Raw genomic sequence first — 25,396 nt, 5'->3', positions numbered from 1 at the left:
CCAAGGGCGACCAGTCAGCGCACATACGGCTGCGTGAGGTAGGCAGGCGCACTCTGCCTGCCGACCAACCCTCCCACGGCCAGAAGCGCCATCAGATAGGGCAGCATGATCAGCAGGGCGTTGGGAACTTCGATGCCCAACGCCGGTAGCTGAAACTGCAGCGCGGTGGCGGCGCCGAAGAGCAGGCATGCCAGGAACATCCGGCCGACTTTCCAGTTGCCGAAGATCACCGCTGCGATGGCGAGGTAGCCGGCGCCGCTGGTCATGCCTTCGGTGAATGTGTGGATGTCTCCGATCGACAGGAAGCAGCCGCCAATGGCTGACAGCACACCCGTGAAAAGAACCGCGCCGTAGCGCACGGTCGTCACCGACAGGCCCGACTTGTCGACGGCTTTCGGCTCCGAGCCTGCCGAGTGCACGGCCAAGCCAAGCGCCGTGTTGCGCAGCGTCCAGGCCACCAGAACCATCAGCGCAAGCGCAAGGTAGGCCAGCCAGACCTGCGTGAACAGCGCGTCGCCAAACAGCGGAATGTCCGACAGCAGCGGCGGGTGCCACTTGTCGAAGCCGGGCACTTGCTCGCGCGAACGACCACCGAAGATTTCGCGGTAGGCGAGCGTTGTTGCGCCAAGCACCAGGATGTTGATGCCGATGCCCGTGACCACCTGATTGGCACGCAGCGTGATGCTGAGAAACGCCTGCAACAGTGCGACGGGAAGCACGGCAACAATGCCGATCAGCAGTCCCAGGGCCGGACTGCCTGTGGCAATGGCGCCCACCGCTCCGGCGAACGCCCCGGTCAGCATCATTCCTTCGACGCTCATGTTGAGCACGCCGGCGCGTTCGCTGACCAGTTCACCGGTGGCCCCCAGTATCAGCGGAACTGCCAGTCGAAGCGTCGACCCCGCAAAGACGGCGACCATCGCGCCATTGGCCGTGTCGCTCATCGCGCACCTGCCTTTCGTGTCATCCAGCGTGCCGACCCGGCCAGCGCCACGATGATGATGCCCTGGATCACCAGCACGAGACAGCTGGGCACGTTGGCCACCATTTCCATGTTGATGCCGCCCGAACGGATGAAGCCGAAAAGTACCGCGCCCGCAAGTACGCCCACTACAGAGCCGCGCGCCAGCAGACCCACGACCAGGCCATCGAAGCCGTAACCCGAGGAAAAGCCGGCCTTGAGCGAGTACTGCTCTCCCTGCAACATCATCGAGCCCGCCAGGCCACCCAGCGCCCCAGCTGCGAAGAACACGCCGATCACCGAAGGGGCGATGGCAATGCCTGCCTTGCGTGCCGCGAGTGCGTTCAGTCCGACGGCACGCAGGCGAAGCCCGAACACCGTCCTGTGGAGCACCACTGCGACCAGCACGGCCAGTACCAGCGCTATCGGCAGGCCGATGTGCAACGGCATGCCGGCGTCGCCTGTCAAGAGCGGGAGCTTGGTCGGATCGGGGATCTCCAGCGATTCCGGCAGGGTGCTGGACGAGGTCATCGGCTGGCGAAGCAGCGCCTCGCTCTGCACGCTGCCGTAGAGCAGCCAGACACCGATGAAGGACAGCATGAGGCTGCTGATCACTTCGTTGGTGCCGACCTTCACCTTGAGCACGCCGACAATCCCGCCCCAGATGCCGCCTACGACGCATGCGGCCAGCATCGGCAGCACGAAGCTCATGCCGGCGGGAAGGCCCGCAACACCACCATGCAGGCAGACCGCCGTGGCGGCGATGGCGCCGACGGCGATCTGCCCCTCGCCACCCACGTTCGTCAGGTTGGCCCGGTCGGCCAGCACGAAGCCCAGGCCCACCAGCGCGAAGACGAGGCTGCGGTTGATGGACGCTGCCAGCGCGTAGGGCGATCCCCATGCGCCTTCGGCGAACCCCGCGACGGCATCAGGAATGGACACGCCGATCGCGGCAACCAGCACAAGGCCGATGACCAGCGCGCCGACGACGGCCGCCAGCGAAATAAGGACGGGGCGCTGGTCGTGCATCCTCGCCGCAAGAGCAGTTTGATTCATTCGGTGTGTCCTGCCATCCATGCGCCAATGCGTTCGCGCTGGGACGGGCTTGCCTCGCATTGCCCCATGATTCGGCCGCGATAGAGCACCACGATCCTGTTGGCGACCTTGAGCAGTTCGTCCAGTTCGGAAGAGATCAACAGCACGCCCACGCCGTTCTGGCAGGCGCCGACGATGTGTCCATACACCGCCTCGACCGCGCCGACATCCAGGCCGCGCGTAGGTTGCGCGGCGAGCAGAAACCGCAGCCCTGGCGTCGTGAGCTCGCGCGCCAGCACTGCCTTCTGCTGGTTGCCGCCCGAGAGACCGCCAAAGGCCACGTCGGGCCCAGCCGCTCGCACGTCGTACTTGTGCATGAGATCCTGCGCATCGCGCCGCAATGCAGCGCGATCCAACAGGCCCCAGCGGCGATAGTCCCCCAGCCGGTTGATCAGGATGTTCTCTGCGACGCTCATCGCGGTGACGCATCCTGACGCGTGCCTGTCTTCCGGCACGATGCCGGCGCCTGCAGCGGTGATCGCCTTCGGCCTTTCGCCGGTCAGTTCGACGCCGCTCACGAAGAAGCGGCCCTGGGTGGAGGGCATCAGCCCCGACAGCACGCCGGCAAGCTCGACCTGGCCGTTGCCTTCCACGCCGGCAATTCCGACGATCTCACCCGGTGCCAGCAAGACGGTGAAGTTGTCCAGGCGCGTTGTGCCCTGTGCGTCGCGCACGGTCAGGCCGTCGACCATCAGCGCAGGCGCCGGAACCTCCTGCCCAATCGCCGGGGCGACGCGTGCCGGCCCCGCTGGCACCGTCTCGCTCGGGTCTGCCAGGTCACGCTGAATCATCGCGCGTACCAGCGCGTCCATCTCTTGCGCCGGAGCGTCCGAGCGCGCCGCGATCCTGCCGCCTCGCAGCACGGTGGCGCGGCGGGCGACCCGGCGTATTTCCGCCAGCTTGTGCGTGACCAGCACCACGCCGCAGCCTTGGGCGGCGACTTTCTCGCAAACCTCCATCAGGGCCTGGATCTCTTCCGGAAGCAGCACCGCCGTCGGCTCGTCCAGCACCAGCAGCCTGGGCTCGCGCATCAGGCACTTGACGATCTCGACGCGCTGCCGCTCGCCGACCGACAAGTCCTTGATGAGCGCATAAGGTTCCAGCGGCATGCCATAGCGCTCGCTGAGCTCGCGCATGCGGGCGGCGCACTCCGATCGGCGCAGCAATCCGCGCGACTGCCCCAGCAGCAGGTTGTCCACCACGCTCACGTCCGGCACCAGGCTGAAATGCTGGTGGACCATCGCAATGCCCTGGGCCAGTGCGTCGGCGGGGCGGCCAGGCCGGTACGCCTGGCCGGAAAGAAGCATGTCCCCGGCGTCTGGCGCATGCACGCCGAAGACGAGGTTGCACAGCGTCGACTTGCCCGCGCCGTTTTCGCCAAGCAGGCAATGCACCTCGCCAGCTTGCAGCGTCAACGACACGTCGTCGAGCACTTGAAGGGAGCCGAAGCGCTTGCCCACCCCTCGCAATTCGAGCAACGGCACCGCGGTCATCGAATCAACCTTCGAGCACCTTGATCTTGCCGCTCTCGATGTCCTTCTTGATCGCATCGATCTTGGCCTTCATCTCGGGCGTGGCGCCGCAGATGACCATGTCCGACGCCTTGGGGCCCATGGCCAGGCCGAACGGCTTGTAGCCCGCCTTCCAGCTGCCGGACTCGGCTTCCTTGATGGCGTACTCGACCTGGTAGCCCACGCCGGTGATGCTGTAGGCGGGGTAGAGCGGGTCGGTGCCGCAGCGGTCGGTGTAGCTGCCGATGATGTGGGTGTTCTTTTCCTTCGCGGCCTGCTCCATGCCGCGCAGGCCCAGGTTCAGGATGTGATAGTGGACGTCGGCACCCTGGGCGATGGCAGCGAGCGTCGCCTCTTTCGACTTGGCGACGTTGTCGAAGTCGCCGGTGTAGTTCTCGACGTACTTGATGTTTGGATTGATGTAGGCCGCGCCCTTGCCGAACTCCTTGCCGGCATTGACGATGGACGGAATCTCCATGCCTCCGACGTAGCTCACCACGCCGGTCTTGCTCAACATGGCGGCGGCGGCGCCGGCCACGAATGCAATTTCGGCCTGCTTCACGTCGTAGCCGGCCACGTTGGGCACCACGTCGCCCTTGTTGCCGCCCACGATCGAGAACTTGGTCTTGGGAAAGCGCTTGGCGACCTTCATGACTGCCGCCTGCGTCTGGCCACCCACGCCAATCACCAGCTGGTTCTTCGACGCGAGGTTGACCAGCGCCTGCTCCATGTCGGCGTAGTTGATGTTCTCGATCATCTGCACCTTGAGCTTGTCGCCGTAGGTCTTCTGCGCCGCGGTCAGGCCGTCATACCCCGACTCCATCCAGCCCTTGTCGGACTTGGAGCCCGGAATCAGCACACCCACGGTGAGTGGATCTGCGGCGTGCGCGGCGGTTGCGAGTGCCATGGCGGCGACCGAGCCGAAGGCAAACGATGTGAACTTGGAGAGCGCTTTCGACATTGGCATTCCTTTCGCTTAAGGCGACTGCTAAGTAAATGAACGATTACCAGATGGACCAGACGGGACCGGGCGTTTGCAAGAACGGTGCCATTCGAAAAATGACGCGGCTGACGCTGGGAGAACCGGTGGAACTCGTCATTTGCAAGTGCGCGCAACGTGTCGTTGGCCGCGCCGATGAGCACCATGACGGCGCTTGCGCGGGCACCGCGGCGGTGCCAAACCATTCACCAACTTGGAGCTTCAAGCAATGCAGTCGAACAAGACCCAGCAAGGCGGCGTCCTCGGCGTCTTCCCGCACTACCACTGGCGTGCCACCGAGCAAGAGGTGGACATGGCCATGCCGGCGCCGGCGCCGCGTCCGTTGCGGCTGAACGCCGAACCGCAGAACCTCGTCATCGATCTGCGGCGCACGGCCATCGTCGTCATCGACATGCAGAACGACTTTTGCGCCCCGGGCGGCTGGGTCGATCACATTGGCGGCAACTTTGCCGCCGACCGTGCGGCGATCGAACCGCTGCAGGCGCTGCTGCCCGCACTGCGAGAGGCGCAGGTGCCGGTGGTCTGGGTGAACTGGGGCAACCGCCCGGACCTCGCCAACATGCCGCCCAACCAGATCCACCTGTACAAGAACAGCGGCAGCGGCACAGGGCTGGGCGATCCGTTGCCCGATGGTCGGGGAAACGTGCTGGAAAAGGGCTCGTGGGCCGCAGCCATCGTCGACGAACTGGCGCCGCTGCCCGGCGACATTCTGGTGGACAAGCACCGCATCAGCGGCTTCTGGGACACGCCGCTGGACAGCATCCTGCGAAACCTCGGCGTCAAGACCATCCTGTTCGCAGGATGCAATACGGACCAGTGCGTGCTGCACTCCCTGACCGACGCCAACTTCCTGGGCTACGGCTGCGTCATGCTGGAGGACTGCTGCGCCACCTCGTCGCCGGATTTCTGTACCCAGGCGACGATCTGGAACGTCAAGAAGTGCTTTGGCTTTGTGACCGACTCAACCACGCTGCTGGCCGCGCTGCAGGCCCCGCCAGCTTGAGAAGCCAAGATGCAGATTGAACCGATGGCCACTGCCACCGAGCCTACCCGCAAGATCGTCCAGCGCGACCCTGCCAGGACGCGCGCCCGCATCCTCAAGGCAGCCATCGCGGAGTTTTCCGCGAAGGGATACAGCGGCGCACGCACCGTGCAGATTGCGACGCGCGCCAAATCGAACATCCGCATGCTGTACCACTACTTCGGTGGCAAGGATGCGCTCTACGTCCGCGTGCTGGAAGAAGTGCTGCTGCGCCTTCGAGCGGCGGAGCTGCAACTGGACTTTGAATCCATGGAGCCAACGGACGGCATCCTCAAGATGTTCGACTTCATCGACACGCATTTCGGGGCGCGGCCTGAGCTGAGGCGCCTTCTCGCGTTCGAGAACATGAACCAGGCCCGGCACCTCAATCGCTCTGCGGTCATCCGGGATGCCGCATCCCCCGTGCTGGGCCACATTGCCAACCTGCTGCGACGCGGGGAGCAGGCCGGCGTGTTCCGCCCCGGCATTGACGCACTCCATCTCTACACCGCAATGGTGAGCCTGGCCTACTACAGCCGCGCCCACGCGCCGACGTTGTCGCGCATCTTCGGCACCGATCTGCTCTGCCACCAGTGGCAAGCCGACCACCACGCACAATCCCACCAGATGCTGTTGGGCTTTTTGTCCCGACCCACGACGGCATGACCTCGAACACCGCTTCTTCAAGCACGCCGGGCTCCGGCCTGGCATCGATCGCGCAGGCCGTGAGGGCCGGACAGGTCAGCGCCACGTCCCTCGCTGAAGAGTCATTGCGCCGGATCTCCGAACTCGATCCGTCGTTGCACGCGTTCTGCACGCTCGACGAAGCAGGGGCCCTTGCAGCCGCAAAGAGAATCGACCAACGCATCGCACAAGGAGAAGACGCAGGCCCGCTCGCAGGCGTGCCGGTGGCCGTCAAGGATCTGATCTGCACAAGGCAGCTGCGAACCACCTTCGGCTCGCGCCTGTACAAGGACCACGTGCCCGACGAGGACGACGTGGTCGTGGAGCGCCTGCGGGCGGCCGGAGCGGTCATCATCGGCAAGACCAACACCTCCGAGTTTGGTTACGGGGCATTCGGACACAACGCGCTCTTCCCGACCACGCGCAACCCATGGAACACCGAGCTCACGCCGGGCGGATCGAGCGCGGGCTCGGGCGCGGCCGTCGCAGCCAACCTGGTGCCGCTGGCCATCGGCAGCGATGGCGGCGGGTCCATACGGGCACCGGCCGCGCTGTGCGGCATCTACGGAATCAAGCCTTCAATGGGGCGCGTGCCCGCGTACCCTGGTTGCCGCGACGAACGCTATCCGGGCATCTCCAGTTGGGAATCGCTCGAACACATCGGGCCGTTGACGCGAACGGTTGCCGACGCGGCGCTGGCCATGTCCGTACTTGCAGGGCCGACACCGAAGGACCGCTTCTCGTTGCCCAGCGAGGTCGGTCAATGGACCGTGCGCCCGCCAGAGACGCTGCGCGGCGCGCGCATCGCGTTCAGCCCGGACCTGGGCTTTGCCGCGGTGGATCCCGAAGTACGCGCCCTGACCCAGGCCGCGGCCTTGCGCCTTGGCCATGCGTTGGGCGCGACCGTCGAATTGGCGCACCCGGACATCGGCAACTACGCGGCCGCGTTCGAAGCCTTGGTTGCCATGGACACCGACCGCGAGGGATTGCGACGCATGGCGGAGCAGCACGGCGTGCAACTCGAAGGATGGCTCGCCAGCCTGGTCGGGCGCGAGTGGACCGCGGACGAATTCACCAGGGCCATCTTCGAGCGAAAGCGCATCGTCAATGCGACTTGGCGATTCATGGAGGGCTACGACTTCCTGTTGACCCCCACCACGGCGAGCGCCGCTTTCGCTCTGAATGTGCCGGGCCCTGACGTCATCGACGGAAAGCAGGTCGAGGCCGGCAGCGCCTGGCTGGCCTTTTCCGCGCTGGGGAATCTCACGGGGGCGCCGGCCGCGTCGGTGCCCGTGGGCTTGACGCATGACGGCCGACCCGTGGGCCTACAGATCATGGGCGGTCACCTGGATGACCTGGGTGTGCTGGCGTTGTCGGGGGCGATGGAGGCGTTGCTTCCTGGGGAATGGCCGACGGTTGCCTGTCGGAGGGGGTGGATCTAGGGCGGATGAGGGCCGTCAAGCGGATTGGCGATCGTTCTTATCTGAGGTGGCTGCTTCGTAGCGATTGCGGACGTACAAGTTGGTGAACGGGGATGTCCGAAGGCTCGCGCTCTGCGGTCGTTCCCGTCGCCCGCCCCCCAAGTAATCCCGCTGGACGTCGCGTGGGTGCTCAATGCAGCCGTATATCCGGCCGGATCCCCCGCTGAAACCCGTCGTTCAACGTCACAATCTGCCGAATTGCCGCCACTCTCTGGGGTGATGCGTCGTTGCAGGTACGAAATGGATTTCTAACGGTACCTTACTGATTTCGTCTCAACAGGCCTGGGAGGGCGAGTGCTTGAAAACCGTAGTGGAGGAACATTTTCAGGGGCTTTGGCGGCGCGCTCAGGCGCCAAGGGCTCGAGCCATGTCCGCCGCGAACATCGAGGCGTGGGCCAAGGACAGGGGACTCGACGTTGCCGATGTCCAGGAGCGGCGGGTCGGCCTCTTCCGTCCGATTCCCGCGGTGGTCTTGACCGCAAACGGTGCCAAGGCTTGCTTTCCGTTGATCTCCAAGGACAGCCATGAGTGGCAGGCCAACCGCTCGACTGCTGATCGCGTCGCCGACCTCTGGGCGCGGGTCGAATGGTTCGCCCCGCTTTGGGTGAGCAATGAAAAGATGGCGCAGCTCCTGGCTGCGGTGGAGCATCGGCGTGGCGCCGACGCCATCAGTCAATTCGACTATCACTTGTCGACGGTCTACACCCTGCCCTTCCAGGCTATTTGCATCGCACGGCTCCTGCCTCGAACACGCAGCTTGGCGCCATTCGCTCCGCTCGCACGCGAGGCATACCTCGCCTTCTACAGCGGGCAGCGCGCCGCAAGCGTCGCCGCGCTGATCCCAGTTATCGAAGGCGGTGTTCATCGGATCGCCAGCGCGACGCCCCATCTGAATTCGCATGATGCGATCAACCACACAATCAAGCGCGCGTGCGATCTGGCCGCCGATCTGTACTTCGAGAGGATGTGGGTGCCGCAGGAATACCGGTCAATTGAGTTCCTGTTCGGCCAGGACGAGCGGGTTATGGTTTTCGAGACGTTCCGTCGGTGGCTCGAGACCTGCTTCTTCCAGAATATCGACAGCTACAGCGGGACGACTTCCCTCAATCGACACCTATTCGCCCACGGCAAGTCCACCGACTGGCAGCAACCATCAAACTTTTCTCGCTTGGTCGTGGCCATCACGATGCTCGGTGTGATTGAAGCTTGGCACGACGAAACCAACGTCGTTCCCTTGCTGTTCCCGGCCATGGATCAAGACAGCAAGCTACTGTGGCAGCAGGCGTTGATCCGCGGTCAACTTCAGATGGCGCTGAATCTGCATGAGCAAGCCGAGTTCCAGGCTCACGGCCGGTTAGTGCCCGAACTGCCCACCGACAACGGCGTGACCCTGCGAAAAGCCGTGCTTTCTGAAGATGCCATCAACGATCTGGTCCGTCCCCTGCGAGACGCCGGCTGGAACGTAACTGTCACCGAGCCAGATCCGGCAGCGCTCTTTGTTATCGCGATCGCGACAACTCCTGAAAGGCGTCTCTCGGTCGCCCTGCTTTACAGCTGCGCGACCTCGAACGAGCTCTATCGCGAGCTTGCCTCAAAGGTCGACGTCATCCTGTATCGCGGAGCACCGTACCAACAAGACAGTTTCGCGGCCGGCATCGCAATTCACGTCGGGCCTGTTGCGGGTTGGCTGCCTCCGCGCGCTTGAGACGGCCCTGGTCGCCTCGACATTTCTAGAGCGGACTTGGCCCGCTCAGCATTTCAGCCACGTCAGCGCGGTCTCCAGTCGAGGCACCTCAAGGACACCTAGCGCGACCAGTTCACCTGCCAAATTGCGTCAGTTGCAAGAGAAGCCCTGGATCAGCAAGCCGCAACTGTTCAGCCTCATGAGCAGACACTGGACCACGCCTGCTTCTGGCCGACTCGAGCCGCTGGACCGCAGCGAAAGCGGACTGATAGTTCATCATGCGCGGATGGCTTCATGCCGGCAGTCTGCGGACATTTGTCGCGCGCCCTCGTAACCATATCGGTCAGATGTCGAGCAGTGTCATAGGAAGCTAGCCAACCGCTCTTGGGATCTCCGGCAAGCCATGCACCACACACGGGGATGAAGCGGTATCCCCAGGCTTCTTGCATTCGGCATGTCTCAAAGCGAGAGGCGCTACGGTTTCCTCATCAAACTTGATGAGACACCGTTCCAAATCTCCGCGACATAGTTCCTTTGGCTACGAACAAAGTACTTCCAAAATCAAGCGCGGATTTGAACTTTGAGTAGATCGTGCGTTATGCATTGCCGCTTCCGTGGATCAGTTCAACCGCTATCAACGAGGAGACACAGTCTTGGATAATTCGAAAAATCAGATCGCGTACGTGCCTGTCTTGAAATGGAAACTCGGCGAGCAGTCCGCAGTTCAACCACTTTCTCCGACGCAGAAGGCATCGGTTCTTCCCATCGCAGAACTACAGGACCGCCCGTTTGACTGGGCAAAGGACAAATACACAAAGACCTGGGACAAGCACATCCGCGACGTCGCCAAGGCGACTGCCAAACATTGGGGCACTAAGCACGAAATTGCCTTCGACCAGCCTCTGACATCAGCCGACGAGCTCGCTGAGTCCGCGGGCACGGTCTGGGAGTTCCTCTTCGCAGAGCTCTGGGCAGCCAACGTTCAAGCCGTCCCGGTCATCTCCTCGTACGCTGGCACCAAGGAGATCGCCGCACTCGTGGCGGCCTCGACGGCGGCCAAGCGCGGTCGGTGGGTGCTGCGTTACGTCATCGACGTGGACAACCCGAGTCCGGCTCCCGCGGACGTGGCCAAGTGGTTCGTCAGCACGGCCGCCAAGATCAAGGCTTCACCAGCCGAAGTCGACGCAGTTCTCGACGCTGCGTTCGTCACCGACTCCGATCTAGCTGCTCAAGCCACTCGCAATGCCGCGATCCTGCAGGCCATCTTCAGCGCGAAGAGTTGGAGGAACGTCGTGTTGGCCGCTGGCGCGTTCCCCGTCAATCTGGCCGGCATCCCAAAGGGGACGCACCAGATACCGCGAACAGACTGGGCATTGTTCCTTGCGGCGCGCCTGGACTCCGTCTTGGAAGGTGAGAACCTCGTCTACGGCGACTATGGCATCAGTCACGTCACCGCTTTCGATGAAGACCCGCGTCTACTCAAGATGAGCGCCAATCTGCGCTACACCCATTGGGACAAGTGGTTCGTCATCAAGGGCAAGAGCGTGAAAGATTTTGGATTCGGTCAGTACCGAGACATCTGCAAAGTCCTTGTGCTGCTTCCGATCTACCTGAAAGCCGCATTCAGTCACGGAGACCGGAACTACTCAGACGTCGCGGCCAATCCAGCGACGGGGCCCGGCAATGCTACGCACTGGCGGCGGGACGCGACGAATCATCACATACACGTGGTGCTGCATCAAATCGCCAGTTTGCCCGCGACTTGAGGCACGTTCGGACGTAGGTCGACAGGGCGTCCGCAGTCATGGCCTCGGCCAAGGCTGCGAACAGTGCAATCTTTGGCTTCGACTTTAGGCCCTTGCTCAGCCCGAGCGCTTCGAGCTGGGCCTGAGCCTCTTCGCGCCAGAGCAGCCGCGCCAGATGCTCGGCATTGCGTTTGGCATTCCTCTGAGCGCGTCGAACTTGAACGAGTTCACCGCCCCGCTCGTCGGTCTTGGCCACCAGCAGCCCCCACCCCTTCGGCACAACCTCGCGGACACCAGACAGATGCCCCGGCGTCGTCACCACCCAAGAGAACTCGAAGACCTGGTTATACGCCTCGACTTGCGCCGGCAGCCTCTTGAGCGTGTCACGCCCTGCCTTGATTTCAAAGCCTTCTAGATGGCCGTTCACGAGGGCAACGTCCGCGCGAGCAGCTCCGTATGGCAGACCAAACTCATCCACGACTCTGTCGTCCGCGCCTACGCGAGCGCGCAGATGAACCTTGAGCAGTGCGCGCAGTTGATGGTCGTGAGCGATGGCAGACATGTCGGTCAAGAGAATACGCGGGCCGCGCAACAATGGGCGGGTGGAAGTGTAGTTGTTATGCATTATGCTAAGATTTTTGCATGAGGGTGAGCGACGTCGTCACGCAGTTACGTGAGTTCATGCACGAAAATTCGTATAGCGAGAGCCGCCTGTCCAAAATAGCCGGCGTACCGCAGTCGACGTTGCACCGCGCGCTGCGCAATCCACGGCGGCTCACCAAGACCCACGTCCTCCTATGCAAATTCGCGGGAATTGCATTGAACCAGGAAGAGTCGGGCACGCTACGGCACGACGAACTCGTGAAGACCGTGATGGAAGTTTGGGACGGCACAGACGAGCACGCCCGATCTATCGTTAGACTGCTCAGAGCTGGCGCGACGCTCGAGGCGTACGGCGCCCGACGCGCCTCCAAGACCAAGAATTCCAATGGCCACCGCCACTAGTCCCGCACGCAAACTGTTCAGCGCCTTCAAGGCGCTAGGCTTGAGCGCGCCCCAGGTCCGCGCATTGATGCCGGACTGGTGGGACGACGAGGCGGCAACCGATGAGGGCGGCCTGCTGGAACTGCAGATCTTGCTGGCTCGACGGCTGAACGTATCGCTTGTTAGTCTGCAGTCGCAACAGCCTCAGCCCGCCTTTCGCTCGACAACTCAGCGCTTTAAAACTGTGCATCCCGAAGGCTCGACGCAGCTTGCTGTTGCGGCCAGCATCGGCCATGGCCTCGCGCAACTGTTGGCAAGCTCTTGCGCCTCGACGCCGTTGCGGCCGCCAGTCGAAGCGGACACGCTCCGCCAGGAGCTGTTGAAGAGTGGAAAAGCGGTCACCCTCGACGCACTGTGCGAGTGGCTCTGGAATGCGGGAATCCCGGTCGTGCACGTAACTGGATGGCCCAATGGACTACGCCGCCCGGACGCCATGTGCGTACGCGCGAGCGGGCGGCCTGTGGTCATGGTCGTTCGCAAGGAAACTGCGCTCGCCAAGCTCGCGTACTTGGTCTCGCACGAGGCCGGACACGTCATGAGCGGGCACTTGAGCAGCGACGAGAACGCGGTACTGGTAGACGACACGCTTCCAGTGGACAACCAGCGAAGCTTCTTCGACCAAGACGAGAAGCAGGCGGACGCCTACGCAATGAACTTACTTGGCGGCAGCACGCTCGTCGCCAGCAGCAAGAAGTTGGTCGGACCCGCTTACTCCGAAATGAGCCTTGCAGCCGCTGCTCTAGGTGAAGCGCAAAAGGCCGAACTCGATGCGGGGCAGGTGATCCTGAGTTGGGCGCGATTGACTGAAGACTGGAAGCTTGCCAACTTGGCACTCCGCTTCCTCAAGACCACAGAAATTGCGCCGATCGTCATCAACGACGTCGCCAAGCGTCACATGCATCATGAGATGCTCCCCAACGACGGTCTGGACCACATCTTCAAGCTGACTGGAATGGACCTGCGCGGCGTATGAAGGTCTTTATTGATTGCGATGTCGCCGTGAAGCTGGCGCAGTGGGGCTTGCTCAGCCGATTCGCGCTTCATCTTCAAAAGCAGGGTCGTGCCGATCTCTTCACGGTCGGCACTTTGAAGTTCAAGTTCAAGTTGGCAACCCCCGACAAGGCCGCGGCGATCGTGGGCTCCATGGCAGCAGTGCAACAGCTCACGAGCTTCGTTGCCGCGTGCGGGGTCGCTAAGAGCCACAACGCACTACTTGCGGAGGCGTTGTCGGACATCCCACTAATCGACGCAGGTGAGGCAGCGCTTTTCGCAGCAGCTGCCGAATTCGACGCCGCCATCGTCGATACCGGGGATAAGAAGGCGCTGCGCGCCGTGGGCTCAGCGCTCAAGACCCGCCCTTCGCTGGCGCGCCTCGGCGGTAAGCTCGCGTGCCTCGAGCAGACCATGGACTACCTAGTCGACCGATGGTCCTTCGACACCGTGCAATCAGCCGTGGCAAGTCACGCGAAGGCGGACTCGTCAGTTAACAGCTGCTTCGCGCATGGCGTGCAGGCCAAGGCTCAGCTCACGCTACGCGCCAAGGTTGCGGAGCTCACCGCCGACTGTGGCCCCCTTCTCGCGACGGCGCCGTTCGCCTGGGTTTCCTAGTCAATAAACCATTCGCCCATCGTCGGCAGAACTGTGTCCTGCCTTGAAGGCGTCCGCGGGGCGCAGCCTCTCCTGCCTACCTTGCGTCTCCAGGCGTGATCAGATGCCTTGCCGCGATCACATGGCATCGAGGCCGCGTCCGGAACACGGTCCGCGGCGTGTATCCGTGTGTCGGGGGAGCCGCCTTCCGAGGGCGATTCACCGCCGGCAGCGATGCCGCGTCAGCTGTCCCTCGACAGAGCAACGACGGACGACTACGCCCAGTCTGCAGCAGACTCGACGGCTGCACCCGTTGACCTTCATCCGCAACCCCGAGCCAAGCGGTCCTAAGGACTGCCGAGGTCAAAGGTCTGCAACCAGTCTGAACCGGCCCTCGGGCCACATCCGACTGCGATCTACCAAGACGCGACCACCCGAATCACCGCGCCTCGCGGCAACCATGAGGCTTGGCTGAGCGCCCGACCCCCAAGCAACTCCAATCAATCCGCACAACCGCCTCCCCACCCACTTCCACCATAGCGCCCACCCCCCAAAGCTCGTATGCTCCAGCCATTGCACACACTTTGTAGACAATGACTGCGCGAGCCAAAGTAGCCAAGTCCGTGCCGGCCCGGACAAAGACTGGCGTTGCGTCGGCCAAGCGGGCTTCGACGCCCAAGACGGCGCAGGATGTTCCGCCGAGCCCGAGCAATCTCACCGACCGCGCCTACGCGGTGGTGCGCCGCCTGATTCTGGAGCGCGAGCTCACCGGCGGCCAGGTGCTGGTGGAAGGGCGGTTGGCCGAGCGGCTGCACATGTCCCGCACGCCGCTTCGCGAGGCCTTGCTGCGCCTTGAAGGGGAGGGCCTGCTGGTGCGGGCCAATGCGCGTTCCTACGCGGTGCGCGGCATCACGGCGTCGCACTACTTCCAGTGCCTGCAGGTTCGCGAGCGGCTCGAGTCGCAGGCGGTGGCGCTTGCGATGGGGCGCATTCCGGCCGACGAGGTGGCGCGCCTGCGCGCGGCCATTCTCTCGCTCGACTCCAGCCAGCAAGGCTCGAGCCACTGGCAGGCGGACGACCATATCCACGGCATGTTCGCCCAGGCGTCGGGCAACGAGATGCTGGCCGAGACGATCCGGCATCTGCGCGTGCTGTGCCGTCTTTTCGAAGTGGTCGATCCGTTCAAGCGCATCGAGGACGATCGGCGCGAGCACCTGGCCATTCTCGACGCGTACGAGGCAGGCAACGCAAAGGCCGCCGAGGAAGCCGTGGTGGCGCATCTGCGCCAGCTCGGCCGCTACACGCTGTCTCGACTGAGCCACGGGCTGGTGGGCGAGCTGGGCGCCTGAGGCGCCGCCTGCTGCTGCTGCTGACGCGCCGCCTCAGTGGCGCAGGATCTTGCCGACGAACTCGCGCGTGCGCGCCTGGGTGGGCGCGTCGAAGATCTGCGTGGCGCTTCCCATCTCGACGACATGGCCGGCGTCCATGAACACCACCTTGCTGGACACTTCCCGCACGAAGCCCATCTCGTGCGAGACGATGAACATGGTCATGCCGTCCGCGGCAAGCAGGCGCACCGTGTCCAGCACCTCGTTGACCAGCTCGGGGTCGAGCGCGGCGGTCACTTCGTCGAGCAGCACGATGCCCGGCTGCAGCGCCAGCGCGCGGGCAATGGCCACGCGCTGCTGCTGCCCGCCCGAAAGCTGGTCCGGATAGGCGCCGAGCTTGGCACCCATGCCCACCTTTTCCAGCAGGCGCGTGGCGTAGTCCTCGACCTCCTTGCGCGCGCGGCCTTTCACCTTGATGGGCGCCACGGTCACGTTGTCGAGCACGGTCATGTTCTGGAACAGGTTGTACTGCTGGAACACGATGGCCATCTGCGAGCGGATGTCGCGCAGCTGGGCGCGGTTGTTGTAGTCGAGCCTGCGGCCGTCGATGCGTACCTCGCCGGAGATGGGCGGCAGCAGGCCCATCAGCACGCGCAGCAGGGTGCTCTTGCCGGAGCCGGACGGCCCGATCAGGCTGACGATCTCGCCCTTCTCGACATTGAGGTTGATGCGTTCGAGCACCGTGTGGGCGCCATAGTTGGCCTTGAGGTCAACGATCTCGAGTTGGGGCAAGTCGGGTCTCCAGGTATTTGCCGAAGCGCGCGAGCGGATACGACAGCGCGAAATAGAGCACCAGCACCGTGCCGTACACCAGCGCGGCCGAAAAGCCCTTGTTGTTCATGGTCTTGCCCGCAAATGCCAGCTCGACCACGCCGATCTGCGATGCCAGCGCCGTGTCCTTGATGAACAGCACGAAAAAGCCGAACGCCGGCGGCAGGATGATCTTCCATGCCTGGGGAATGATGACCAGGCGCAGCGTCTGCCAGTAGCTGAAGTTGAGCGTGGCGGCCGCGTCCCATTGGTTGTGGTGGACCGATTCCAGCCCGCTGCGCACGATCTCCGCGATGAAGGCCGTGGCGATCACGCACACGCTGATGAGCGCCACCGTGAACATGCTCAGGTCTGCGTTCATGGCCTGGAACACGAAGAACATCAGCATCAGCGTGACCAGGAAGGGAATGCGGCGGAACAGCTCCACGAACAGCGTCACCGCCACGCGCAGCGGCGCGGCCGCGGGCCGCGTGGTCAGCCGGATGGCCGCCAGCGCAAAGCCGAGCGTGAAGCCCACCACGCAGCCGATGGCCGACAGCGCGAAGGTCACGCCCAGCGCCTTGGCGAAGAACAGCAGGTTGTAATAGCTGAAGAAGCGCGGCAGCTCCTCGATGATCTGGTCCAGCATCAGAACCACCTCATCTTGGCGCGGAAGAAGCGCTTGCCCACGAACGCGAGCGACAAGGTCGCCACCAGCGTGATGATCACGTACAGCACGGCCGCGACCGAGAACACCTCGATCGAGCGGAACGTCTCGGAGTTGATGTTGTAGGCGCGCCCGGTGAGTTCCTCAACGCCGAACACGGCCGCCATGGAGGTGCCCAGCGTCATCAGGATGTATTGGTTCGACAGCGGCGGGAACAGCACGCGCACGATGTGCGGCAGGATCACGTAGCGGATGGTCTGCAGGCGCGAGAAGCCCAGGGTTTCGGCCGCCTCGAGCTCGGGCCGGCGCACCGATTCGAAGCCCGCGCGCTGGATCTCGGTAAGGTACGCACCGGCGTTGAGCGTCATGCCGATCAGCACCGCCTGGTAGGGCGACAGCAGAATGCCGGCATCGGGCAACGCGAAGAAGATGAAGAAGATCTGGACCAGCTGCGGCGTGTTGGTGAAGAAGGCCACATACACGCCAACCAGGCGGCGCGCCCAGCGCGGGCCGTAGGCGCGCACCGAGGCGCCGCCCAGGCCGATCAGCATGCCCAGCACGAACGCCAGGAAGGCAATCTGCAGGCTGAGCCAGGCGCCGGCCGCCAGGTAAGGCAGGCGCTCGAGCACGGGGGTGAAGTCGAACTGCATTGAGAAAGCGTCGCGTCAGTTGGCAGCGCGGCCCCGGCGCACAGGGCGGGGCCGCGCTGCATGCCCGGGCTGGCCGGGCGCCTACTTGCTGTTGTAGCCGGGCGCCGTGCGCGGGTCGTGCAGCATGGGGCCGCCGAACCACTTCTTCCAGCGCTCGTCGATGAAGCCGTTGGCATGCAGCTGCTTGATCGCGCCGCTGAGCTTTTCGCGCAGCGCGTCGTTGCCCTTCTGCACGCCGATGGCGCAGAAGTACACCTCGATCGGTGCGTCCACGATGCGCCAGTCCACCTTGTGCTTGCGGGTGTGCTCGGTCATGAAGTCCATCACGTCGATCATGGCGTCGGCACGGCCCTGCGCAATGGCGCGTACGGCGTCGGGGTAGTTGTCCAGCAGCAGCAGCTGGGCCTTGGGCAGCTTTTCCTGCACCAGCTTGACCGGCGTGGCGCCGCGCACCTCCACCAGCCGCACGGACGGATCGTTGAGCTCCATCCAGTCCTTGTAGGTCTTGCTCTTGGTGGTCAACACGCCCAGCACCTCGGTGTGCACCGGCACGGTGAAGTCGATCACCTTCTGGCGCTCGGGCGTGATGGTCATGGCGCCGAGCACCGCGTCGATCTTGCCGCTGCTCACGAAGGGAATGCGGTCGGGCGAGCCCACCTGGACGATCTCGGTCTTCACGCCGAGCAGTTCGCCGATCTTGTTGGCCACCTCGACGTCGAAGCCGTCGATCTCGTTCTTGTCGTTGAAGATGCCCAGCGGCGGCAGCGTCGGGTTGACGCCGAACACGATCTTCTTGCTCGCGATGATCTCGTCCAGCGTGCGGGCCCAGGCGCCGGCGGGCAGGCCCAGCAGCGTGGCACCGAGCGTCGCCGAGGCGGCAAGCAGCACGCGGCGGCGGCTGGCATTCCTGATTTGCTTCATGAGGGAACTCCTGACAGTTGAAGGGAACGTGCGGCGGCCTGCAGGACCGCTCGCGCACTCAGGGAACGAACGCAAGACAGATGCCAGTTCGCGGCGATGCCTGCAAATAAAATAACATCGATATATAGAATGTATACAATAAACCCGATGCGGTCCAGTCAGGCATTTCCCTTGGCTGCAGGCCCGCCCCAGGACCCGGCCGAATGACTTCAACAGCGACTTCTTCCCTCGCCAGCCTGCGCAGCGACGCGTCGGTCCGGCGTGGCCAAGCCCTGCACTTCGTGATGGACGGCCAGCGCGTGCAGGCCTTCGCCGGCGAAAGCGTGGCCGCGGCGCTGATGGCGGCCGGCCACCGCACGTTGCGCCAGAGTCCGCGCGACGGCGCACCGCGCGGCGCCTTCTGCTTCATGGGCTCGTGCCAGGAATGCCTGGTGTGGGTCGGCGCGCGCAAGCTGCCCTCGTGCCAGGTGGTCGTGAGCGAAGGGCTGGAGGTCGAGTCGCTGGCATGGCGGGAGGCCCGGCCATGACGGGCTGCCTTAGCGCTGTCGCGCCCGCCACCGGGGTGGCCCGATGAGCGCCCCCGATCGCCCCGACCTGCTCGTCATCGGCGCCGGGCCTGCCGGCGGCCGCGCCGCACTGCGCGCCAAGGCATGCGGCCTGTCGGTGCAGCTGGTGGACGAGAACCCCGACGCCGGCGGCCAGGTCTGGCGGCCGCTGCCCTCCGCGTTTGCGCGGCGCAGCGACGCCGCGGCCACGCCCGAGGCGCGAGAGGGCGACATGCTGCGCCGCGACCTGCGCGACGCCGGCATCGCCTGCCTGTTCGGCCACAAGGTGTGGAACATCGGCTCGGACCTGCGCACCGACGTGATCGGTCCGGGCGGCTCGGTCAGCCTGCATCCGCGCGCGCTGCTGGTCGCCACCGGCACCACCGAGCGCGTGGTGCCTTTCGACGGCTGGACGTTGCCCGGCGTGATCGGCCTGGCCGCGGCCACCATCCTGCTCAAGTCGCAGAACATGCTGCCGGGCCGCCGCACGGTCGTGGCCGGCAGCGGCCCGCTGCTGCTGGCGGTGGCCAACGGCATCCTCAAGGCCGGCGGGGAGATGGCGGCGGTCGTCGACCTGTCCAGCCGCGGCGAATGGCTGCGGACCATCCCCTCGCTGCTCGGCCGGCCCGACCTGGTGCGCCAGGGCCTCGAATGGCAATGGCGGCTGCGCTCGGCCGGCGTGCCGGTGCATTACCGCCACGCGATCCGCTCGGTCACGGGCGTCGACGGCGATCTGCGCATCCGCATCGGCCCGGTCGATGCGGACGGCGCACCCACGGCGCCGGACACCGCCACGCTCGAATTGCACGCCGACGCGGTCGCGGTCGGCAACGGGCTGGTGCCCGGCACCGACATCACCCGCCTGCTGCGCGCGCGCCACCGTTTCGAGCGCGAGCGCGGCGGCTGGATCGCCGATGCCGACGACGACGGCCGCACCAGCATCGCCGGGCTGTACATCGCCGGCGACGGCGCCGGCATTGCAGGCGCTGCCGCAGCCGGCGCGCACGGCGAGATCGCCGCGCTGGCCTGCGCACGCGACCAGGGCACCATCGACGAAGCCAAGCATGCACGCGAGCGCGCTCCGCTCGCGGCCCGCTGGGCACGCAGCGCCCGCTTCGGCCATGCCATGGCCGGATTGATGGCCCTGCGCGACGGCGCGGTGTCCGGCATTGCGCCGCAGACCGTGGTGTGCCGCTGCGAGGACGTCACCCGCGCCGAGATCGACGCGGCCGTGCGCGACGGTGCGCGCGACATGAACCAGCTCAAGGCGTGGACCCGCTGCGGCATGGGCCCGTGCCAGGGCCGCACCTGTGGCGACGTGGCCGCGGCGCTCGTGGCCGCGCAGGTGGGCAGCCGCGAGGCCGTGGGCTGCTTCACCGGCCGCGCGCCGCTGCGGCCGGTGTCGCTGGCCGAGGTGGCCGGCGACTACACCTACGCCGACATCCCGATCCCCAAGGCGGCGCCGCTATGAACACACCAGCCACCAGCGCCCGGCCCTGGGACGCCGTCGTCATCGGCGGCGGCGTCATGGGGTGCTCCACCGCCTTGCACCTGGCGCAGGGCGGCATGCGCGTCGCCCTGGTCGACCGCGGCGCGCTGTGCCGCGAAGCCTCGGGCGTGAACGCCGGCACGCTCACGCTGCACATGACGCGCGCGGCGCTCGTTCCCTACGCCATGCGTGCCTGGCAGATGTGGATGGACGCCGAACGCTGGCTCGGCATGGGCGTGCTGGCCACGCACGTACCGGGCCTGACGCTCGCGTTCACCGAAGCCGAATGCGAGCTGGTCGAGATCCGGGCCAAGGCGCGGCGCGAGTTCGGCGCCCCGATCGAGGTGATCTCGCCGCAGCGCGCGCGCCAGATCGAACCCGGCCTCAACGGCTCGCTGCTCAAGGCGGGCTATTGCGAGATCGACGGCTTCGCCAGCGCCTACCTCACCGGCCGCGCCTTCCGGCATGCGCTCACGCAGGCGGGCGTCACGGTGCTGGAGAACGCGCCGGTCGAGGCGATCGATTCCGGCGACGGCGGCCACCGCGTGGTGCTGGCCGGGGCCACCGGCCTGTCGCCGCTGCAGACCCGCCGCGTGGTGCTCGCCGGCGGGGTGTGGATCGAGAACATGCTGGCCATGCTGGGCGTGCACATCCCGATCAAGGTGCTGATCAACCAGCTGGTGGTCACCGAGCGCATCCGCCCGGTGATGCGCACGGTGCTGAGCGTGGCCAACGGCCTGTTGTCGCTCAAGCAGTTCGCCAACGGCACCGTGCTCATCGGCGGCGGCTGGCAAGGCGACGGCGACCGCGAGCGCGGCGGCGTCGAGGCCCGCCCGCAGAACCTGGTGGGCAACATGCGCCTGGCCGCCTTCGCCGTGCCGGCCCTGGCCGAGGCCCGCGTGGCGCGCATCTGGCTCGGGCTCGAGGCCGAGACCGCCGACGCCATGCCCATCATCGGCGAAGTCCCCGGCGTGCCGGACGCCTGGGTCGTGGGCAGCGCCCACTCCGGCTACACCAGCGGCCCCTTCATGGGCCGCATCCTGGCGCAGCGGATGCTGGGCCAGACCCCCGACCTTCCCCTGTTCGATCCGTCACGGCTGCTGGGCATGCCGATGCCGGGTGCCTGACCACTGCCGCAGCAACACATGATCCCCTCCCGACCGAACCCCTTCCACGGCATCTACGCCGCCACGCTCTGCCCGCTGCATGCCGATGGCAGCATCGACGAGCAGACACTGGCAAGGCACCTGGAGGCCAATGCTTTCGCGCCCGGCATGGCGGGCCTGCTGATCAACGGCCATGCCGGCGAGAACTTCACGTTGTCGCGCGAGGAAAAGCGCCGCGTGACGCAGATCGCGGCGGAAGTCTGCGGGCACCATTCGGTGCTGGTCAGCGGCATCAATGCCGAAGACAGCCGCGAGGCGCAGCGCCACGTGGACGACGCCAAGGCCGCCGGCGCGGACGCGGTGCTGGTGTTCCCGCCGTTTTCCTGGGCCCTGTCGCAGGACGCGCAGATGGCCCTGACGCACCACACCGTGGCCAACGCCAACGCGCAGATGCCGCTGATGCTCTACCAGGCCGGCGTGAACGCCGGCACGATGGCCTACCGCCCCGAGGTGCTGGCCGCGCTGGCGCAACTGCCCAATGTGGTGGGCATCAAGGAAGGCAGCTGGGAAGCGGCCGCCTACGAGGCCAACCTGCGGCTGGTCAAGCAGGTGGCGCCCCACGTCGCGATGATGGCGTCCGGCGACGAGCACCTGTTCACCTGCTTCATGGTGGGCTCCGAGGGCAGCCTGGTCAGCCTCGCGGCGGTGACGCCCGAGCTGGTCATCGACCTGGACAAGGCCGTGCGCGACAAGGACCTGGACAAGGCCCGCGCCCTGAACGAGCGCATCTACCCCCTGGCCAAGGCCATCTACGGCACCGCGCCCGGCGGCTGGGCCACCGCGCGCCTGAAGACCTGCCTGAAGCTGCTCGGCCGCATTCCCGACGACACCATGCGCCTGCCGATCGGCCCGCTGCCCGCCGCCGAGGTGGCGGCGCTCGAGCGTGCGCTGGTCCAGGCCGGCGTCACCGCCTGACCGAACCCCGAAGCCACGAGGAGCCCCGCCCATGTCCCGCAAGATCATCCGCAACGGCCGCATCGTCACCGCCATCGACGACTACGTCGCCGACATCCTGATCGAGGACGGCCAGATCGCCGCCATCGGCCGCCGGCTCGCGGTGGGCGAGGACACCGAGGTCATCGACGCCAGCGGCCTGATGGTGCTGCCCGGCGGTGTGGATTGCCACACGCACATGGACAACACCTTCGGCGACTCCACCACCTGCGACAGCTTCGAGTCGGGCACTCGCTCGGCCGCGTTCGGCGGCACCACCACCATCGTCGACTTCGCCTTCCAGCGGCGCGACGTGAGCGTGCTCGAGGCCATCGAGCGCGCGCAGGCCAAGGGCCGCGAAGGCGCGTGCATCGACTACGGCTTCCACGTGATCGTCACGTCGGTGAACCAGCAGACGCTGGCCGACATGCAGCACGCGATCCGGCACGAAGGGGTGTCGAGCTTCAAGATGTTCATGGCCTACCCGGGCTCGGTCATGGTGGACGACGCGGCCATCTTCCAGGCCATGCGCATGGTCGGCCAGCACGGCGGGATGATCGCGCTGCACGCCGAGAACGGCACCATCATCGAGCTGCTCATCCAGGAGGCGCTGGCCCAGGGCCACACCGCGCCCAAGTACCACGCGCTCACCCGCCCGGCCATCATGGAGGGCGAGGCCACGCACCGCGGCATCAAGCTCGCCGAGCTGGCGCAGGCGCCGGTGTACTTCGTCCACCTGTCGGCCAAGGAGGCGCTCAAGCACGTGGTTGAGGCGCGCGACATGGGCGTGCCGGTGTTCGCCGAGACCTGCCCGCACTACCTGTTCTTCGACGAAAGCGTCTACGACAGCGAGGACTTCGACCTGGCCCGCTACGTGATGAGCCCGCCGCTGCGCTCCAAGGAGGCGCAGAACGCGCTGTGGACCGCGCTGCGCACCGACGACCTGCAGCTGGTGTCCACCGACCACTGCCCGTTCTGCATGAAGGAAGGGCACCTCGGGCGGGTGAACCAGAAGCCGTACGGCCGCAACGACTTCTCGAAGATTCCCAACGGCATTCCGGGCGTCGAGACGCGCCTGACCACCATCCACGACGGCGGCGTGCGCGCCGGCCGCATCTCGCTCAACCGCATGGTCGAGCTGACCGCCACCGCGCCGGCCAAGCTGTTCGGGCTCTATCCGCGCAAGGGCACCATCGCCGTCGGCAGCGACGCCGACGTGGTGCTGTTCGACGCCGGCCAGCCGCACGTGATCAGCGCCGCGACGCAGCACGGCAACTGCGACTTCACGCTGTTCGAGGGCCGCGAGGTGACCGGCACGGTGCGCAAGGTGCTGCTGCGCGGCGAGCTGATCGTCGACGGCGACCAGTGGCTCGGCCGCACCGGCGCCGGCCAGTACATCCCGCGCGGGGAATCCGGCGGCTGGTAGGCGACGGCCGTGCCCCTCTACGACTACGCCTGCCAGGCCTGCGGCCGGTTCAGCGCCATGCGCCCGCTGCGGGAGTTCGACCGGCCGGTGCCGTGCCCCGCGTGCGGCGCCCCGTCCGAACGCGCCCTGAGCGTGCCCGCGGTGCTGGGCCGCGCATCGCGCCAGGACGACGCGCCTTCGGGCGGCGCCTATCCGAGGTTGCGGCACCCGGCGCGCTGCGCCTGCTGCCCGCCGTAGGCCGGCTTCGCCAGCGGGCGGGCGCGCCCCTCAAGTTTTCCGCGCCGCTGCCGATAGTGATCGGTGGGCCCATTCCTTCGGCCCGATCGATCCCATGAAACTCAAGACCCGAATCCTTCTACTTTGCACCGCCGCGCTGGTCGGCATGGTTGTCCTGGCTGCCGTTTCGCTGTCGACGCTGCACCGGTCGATGATGAAGGAGCGAACGGCGCAGCTGTCCACGCTGGTGGTGCTCGCTCACGCCTCGCTCGAGCGGCTCCACGAACAGGAAAAGGCCGGCACGCTGACGCGCGAGCAGGCTCAGGCCGAGGCGAAGAAGCTCATCGGCAGCCTGCGCAAGGACGAGCTCTACTTCTTCGTCCGCGGCTACACCAACGACGTGAATTACGTGCACCCCAACCCCAAGCGCATCGGCATCGTCGATCCGAAGGTCGGCAAGGAGGCCGGCGAGCGCTACCGGGCGGCGCTGGCCGGCAAGACGGTCGGTACCGTCACCGCGCTGGGCACCCGCCCGGGCGCCAAGAGCGAAGTGCCCAAGCTCTACGCCATCATCAAGTTCGAGCCATGGGACTGGATCGTCGGCTTCGGCGACTACATCGACGACATCGACAACGCCTTCTGGCGCAGCACCGCCGTGCTGCTCTCCCTCGGCGGCGTGCTCCTGCTGGTCATCGGCGGCCTGGGATGGAGCATGGCCCGCAACCTGTACCGCCAGCTGGGCGGCGAACCGGACTACGCGTCGTCGGTCGTGCGGCAGATCGGCGCAGGCGACCTGGGCGTCGTGGTGGACGTCCGTCCGGACGACCGCACCAGCCTGCTCCATGCAATGCGGCAGATGCAGCAGAACCTGGTGCACACCATCGGCGAGATCCGGTCGTCGACGGACACCATCGCCACCGCGTCGAACCAGATCGCCAGCGGCAACCAGGACCTGTCGTCGCGCACCGAGGAGCAGGCCAGCTCGCTCGAGCAGACCGCCGCTTCCATGGAAGAGCTGACCAGCACCGTCAAGCAGAACGCCGACAACGCACGCCAGGCCAATCAGCTGGCGGCGTCGGCGTCCGAAGTGGCGGTGCGCGGCGGCAACGTGGTCGGGCAGGTGGTCGGCACCATGGGCTCGATCAACGCCAGTTCGCGCAAGGTCGTGGACATCATCGGCGTGATCGACGGCATTGCGTTCCAGACCAACATCCTGGCGCTCAACGCGGCGGTGGAAGCCGCCCGCGCCGGCGAACAGGGCCGCGGCTTCGCGGTGGTGGCTTCGGAGGTTCGCAGCCTGGCGCAGCGCTCGGCCTCGGCGGCCAAGGAGATCAAGCAGCTGATCGACGACTCGGTCGGCAAGGTCGAGGAGGGCAGCCGCCAGGTGGCGGAAGCCGGCCGGACCATGGAAGAGATCGTCGAGAGCGTCAAG

25 protein-coding genes are annotated in these 25,396 nt (G+C 65.8%); 16 read left to right on the top strand and 9 right to left on the bottom strand.

The annotated features are described in order from the left end of the window. Positions 1-14 precede the first annotated feature (14 nt). From VES41_RS05090 to VES41_RS05075, 4 genes are read right to left on the bottom strand one after another with little or no spacing between them, the layout of a single operon-like run. A complete protein-coding gene (locus VES41_RS05090; protein WP_324813819.1) occupies positions 15-944 on the bottom strand; it encodes an ABC transporter permease in 930 nt (309 codons plus the stop codon). Beyond that, positions 941-2,017, bottom strand: a complete 1,077-nt coding sequence (locus VES41_RS05085) for an ABC transporter permease (protein WP_324813817.1) — start codon at positions 2,015-2,017, stop codon at positions 941-943. Before VES41_RS05085 ends, VES41_RS05090 begins: the two co-directional genes overlap by 4 nt. Continuing rightward, positions 2,014-3,549 carry an ABC transporter ATP-binding protein gene (locus VES41_RS05080; protein ID WP_324813815.1) on the bottom strand — a complete coding sequence of 512 codons (1,536 nt, stop codon included), beginning with the start codon at positions 3,547-3,549 and terminating at the stop codon, positions 2,014-2,016. Before VES41_RS05080 ends, VES41_RS05085 begins: the two co-directional genes overlap by 4 nt. Before the next feature lie 4 nt (positions 3,550-3,553). Next, positions 3,554-4,528 carry a BMP family protein gene (locus VES41_RS05075; RefSeq protein ID WP_414719032.1) on the bottom strand — a complete coding sequence of 325 codons (975 nt, stop codon included), beginning with the start codon at positions 4,526-4,528 and terminating at the stop codon, positions 3,554-3,556. A 247-nt stretch (positions 4,529-4,775) separates the two neighbouring features. On the opposite strand from VES41_RS05075, the gene VES41_RS05070 reads away from it, so the two are divergent. The 5 genes from VES41_RS05070 to VES41_RS05050 all read left to right on the top strand — a co-directional run bounded on the left by VES41_RS05070 (position 4,776) and on the right by VES41_RS05050 (position 11,203). Then, a complete protein-coding gene (locus VES41_RS05070) occupies positions 4,776-5,570 on the top strand; it encodes a cysteine hydrolase (RefSeq protein WP_324813812.1) in 795 nt (264 codons plus the stop codon). A 9-nt stretch (positions 5,571-5,579) separates the two neighbouring features. Continuing rightward, positions 5,580-6,254 carry a TetR/AcrR family transcriptional regulator gene (locus VES41_RS05065; RefSeq protein WP_324813810.1) on the top strand — a complete coding sequence of 225 codons (675 nt, stop codon included), beginning with the start codon at positions 5,580-5,582 and terminating at the stop codon, positions 6,252-6,254. Further along, a complete protein-coding gene (locus tag VES41_RS05060) occupies positions 6,251-7,714 on the top strand; it encodes an amidase (RefSeq protein ID WP_324813807.1) in 1,464 nt (487 codons plus the stop codon). Before VES41_RS05065 ends, VES41_RS05060 begins: the two co-directional genes overlap by 4 nt. 406 nt (positions 7,715-8,120) lie before the next feature. Further along, entirely contained in the window at positions 8,121-9,458 is a 1,338-nt protein-coding gene (locus VES41_RS05055) for a hypothetical protein (RefSeq protein WP_324813805.1), read from the top strand. Positions 9,459-10,090: 632 nt separating this feature from the next. Next, positions 10,091-11,203 carry a beta family protein gene (locus tag VES41_RS05050; RefSeq protein ID WP_324813803.1) on the top strand — a complete coding sequence of 371 codons (1,113 nt, stop codon included), beginning with the start codon at positions 10,091-10,093 and terminating at the stop codon, positions 11,201-11,203. On the opposite strand, the gene VES41_RS05045 is transcribed toward VES41_RS05050, so the two are convergent. After that, positions 11,124-11,744 carry a sce7726 family protein gene (locus VES41_RS05045; protein WP_324813801.1) on the bottom strand — a complete coding sequence of 207 codons (621 nt, stop codon included), beginning with the start codon at positions 11,742-11,744 and terminating at the stop codon, positions 11,124-11,126. The two genes, VES41_RS05050 and VES41_RS05045, sit on opposite strands and share 80 nt — an antisense overlap. An 80-nt stretch (positions 11,745-11,824) precedes the next feature. Between VES41_RS05045 and VES41_RS05040 the strand changes: the two genes are divergently transcribed. The 4 genes from VES41_RS05040 (at position 11,825) to VES41_RS05025 (ending at position 15,162) form a co-directional block, all read left to right on the top strand. Beyond that, positions 11,825-12,187, top strand: a complete 363-nt coding sequence (locus VES41_RS05040; protein WP_324813798.1) for a hypothetical protein — start codon at positions 11,825-11,827, stop codon at positions 12,185-12,187. Beyond that, positions 12,171-13,199, top strand: coding sequence for a hypothetical protein (locus tag VES41_RS05035; RefSeq protein WP_324813795.1), 1,029 nt, complete (start codon positions 12,171-12,173; stop codon positions 13,197-13,199). Before VES41_RS05040 ends, VES41_RS05035 begins: the two co-directional genes overlap by 17 nt. Beyond that, entirely contained in the window at positions 13,196-13,834 is a 639-nt protein-coding gene (locus VES41_RS05030; protein ID WP_324813793.1) for a hypothetical protein, read from the top strand. Before VES41_RS05035 ends, VES41_RS05030 begins: the two co-directional genes overlap by 4 nt. A 602-nt stretch (positions 13,835-14,436) precedes the next feature. Then, entirely contained in the window at positions 14,437-15,162 is a 726-nt protein-coding gene (locus VES41_RS05025; protein ID WP_324813791.1) for a GntR family transcriptional regulator, read from the top strand. Positions 15,163-15,195: 33 nt separating this feature from the next. Here the strand turns inward: VES41_RS05025 and VES41_RS05020 are convergent, their stop codons facing one another. The 4 genes from VES41_RS05020 to VES41_RS05005 form a co-directional block, all read right to left on the bottom strand. Beyond that, positions 15,196-15,933, bottom strand: coding sequence for an amino acid ABC transporter ATP-binding protein (locus VES41_RS05020; protein WP_324813789.1), 738 nt, complete (start codon positions 15,931-15,933; stop codon positions 15,196-15,198). Next, a complete protein-coding gene (locus VES41_RS05015; RefSeq protein WP_324813785.1) occupies positions 15,911-16,600 on the bottom strand; it encodes an amino acid ABC transporter permease in 690 nt (229 codons plus the stop codon). The genes VES41_RS05020 and VES41_RS05015 overlap by 23 nt, the downstream gene beginning before the upstream one ends. Continuing rightward, on the bottom strand, positions 16,600-17,268 hold the full coding sequence (locus VES41_RS05010) for an amino acid ABC transporter permease (RefSeq protein ID WP_324813782.1): 669 nt from the start codon (positions 17,266-17,268) through the stop codon (positions 16,600-16,602). The genes VES41_RS05015 and VES41_RS05010 overlap by 1 nt, the downstream gene beginning before the upstream one ends. Positions 17,269-17,349: 81 nt before the next feature. After that, on the bottom strand, positions 17,350-18,189 hold the full coding sequence (locus VES41_RS05005; protein WP_324813779.1) for a transporter substrate-binding domain-containing protein: 840 nt from the start codon (positions 18,187-18,189) through the stop codon (positions 17,350-17,352). Positions 18,190-18,392: 203 nt separating this feature from the next. Between VES41_RS05005 and VES41_RS05000 the strand changes: the two genes are divergently transcribed. The 7 genes from VES41_RS05000 to VES41_RS04970 form a co-directional block, all read left to right on the top strand. Then, positions 18,393-18,716 carry a (2Fe-2S)-binding protein gene (locus VES41_RS05000; protein ID WP_324813777.1) on the top strand — a complete coding sequence of 108 codons (324 nt, stop codon included), beginning with the start codon at positions 18,393-18,395 and terminating at the stop codon, positions 18,714-18,716. Between the two features lie 43 nt (positions 18,717-18,759). Next, positions 18,760-20,205: an NAD(P)/FAD-dependent oxidoreductase gene (locus VES41_RS04995; protein ID WP_324813774.1), complete on the top strand. Its 1,446-nt coding sequence runs from the start codon at positions 18,760-18,762 to the stop codon at positions 20,203-20,205. After that, positions 20,202-21,350 carry an FAD-dependent oxidoreductase gene (locus VES41_RS04990; RefSeq protein WP_324813772.1) on the top strand — a complete coding sequence of 383 codons (1,149 nt, stop codon included), beginning with the start codon at positions 20,202-20,204 and terminating at the stop codon, positions 21,348-21,350. Before VES41_RS04995 ends, VES41_RS04990 begins: the two co-directional genes overlap by 4 nt. A gap of 18 nt (positions 21,351-21,368) precedes the next feature. Further along, positions 21,369-22,304, top strand: coding sequence for a dihydrodipicolinate synthase family protein (locus VES41_RS04985; protein WP_324813770.1), 936 nt, complete (start codon positions 21,369-21,371; stop codon positions 22,302-22,304). 31 nt (positions 22,305-22,335) lie between these two features. Further along, on the top strand, positions 22,336-23,748 hold the full coding sequence (gene hydA / locus VES41_RS04980; RefSeq protein WP_324813767.1) for a dihydropyrimidinase: 1,413 nt from the start codon (positions 22,336-22,338) through the stop codon (positions 23,746-23,748). Between the two features lie 9 nt (positions 23,749-23,757). Then, positions 23,758-23,985 carry a zinc ribbon domain-containing protein gene (locus VES41_RS04975; RefSeq protein WP_324813765.1) on the top strand — a complete coding sequence of 76 codons (228 nt, stop codon included), beginning with the start codon at positions 23,758-23,760 and terminating at the stop codon, positions 23,983-23,985. A 94-nt stretch (positions 23,986-24,079) separates the two neighbouring features. Further along, positions 24,080-25,396 (top strand): methyl-accepting chemotaxis protein (locus VES41_RS04970; protein ID WP_324813762.1); only part of this gene is annotated, 1,317 nt, incomplete at its 3' end.

Origin of the sequence: Variovorax sp., assembly GCF_035634955.1 — a bacterium.
Classification (GTDB): Bacteria; Pseudomonadota; Gammaproteobacteria; order Burkholderiales; family Burkholderiaceae_C; genus Variovorax.
Note: the sequence above shows the minus strand (reverse complement) of the source record. Positions and strands in the feature narration are given on the sequence as shown.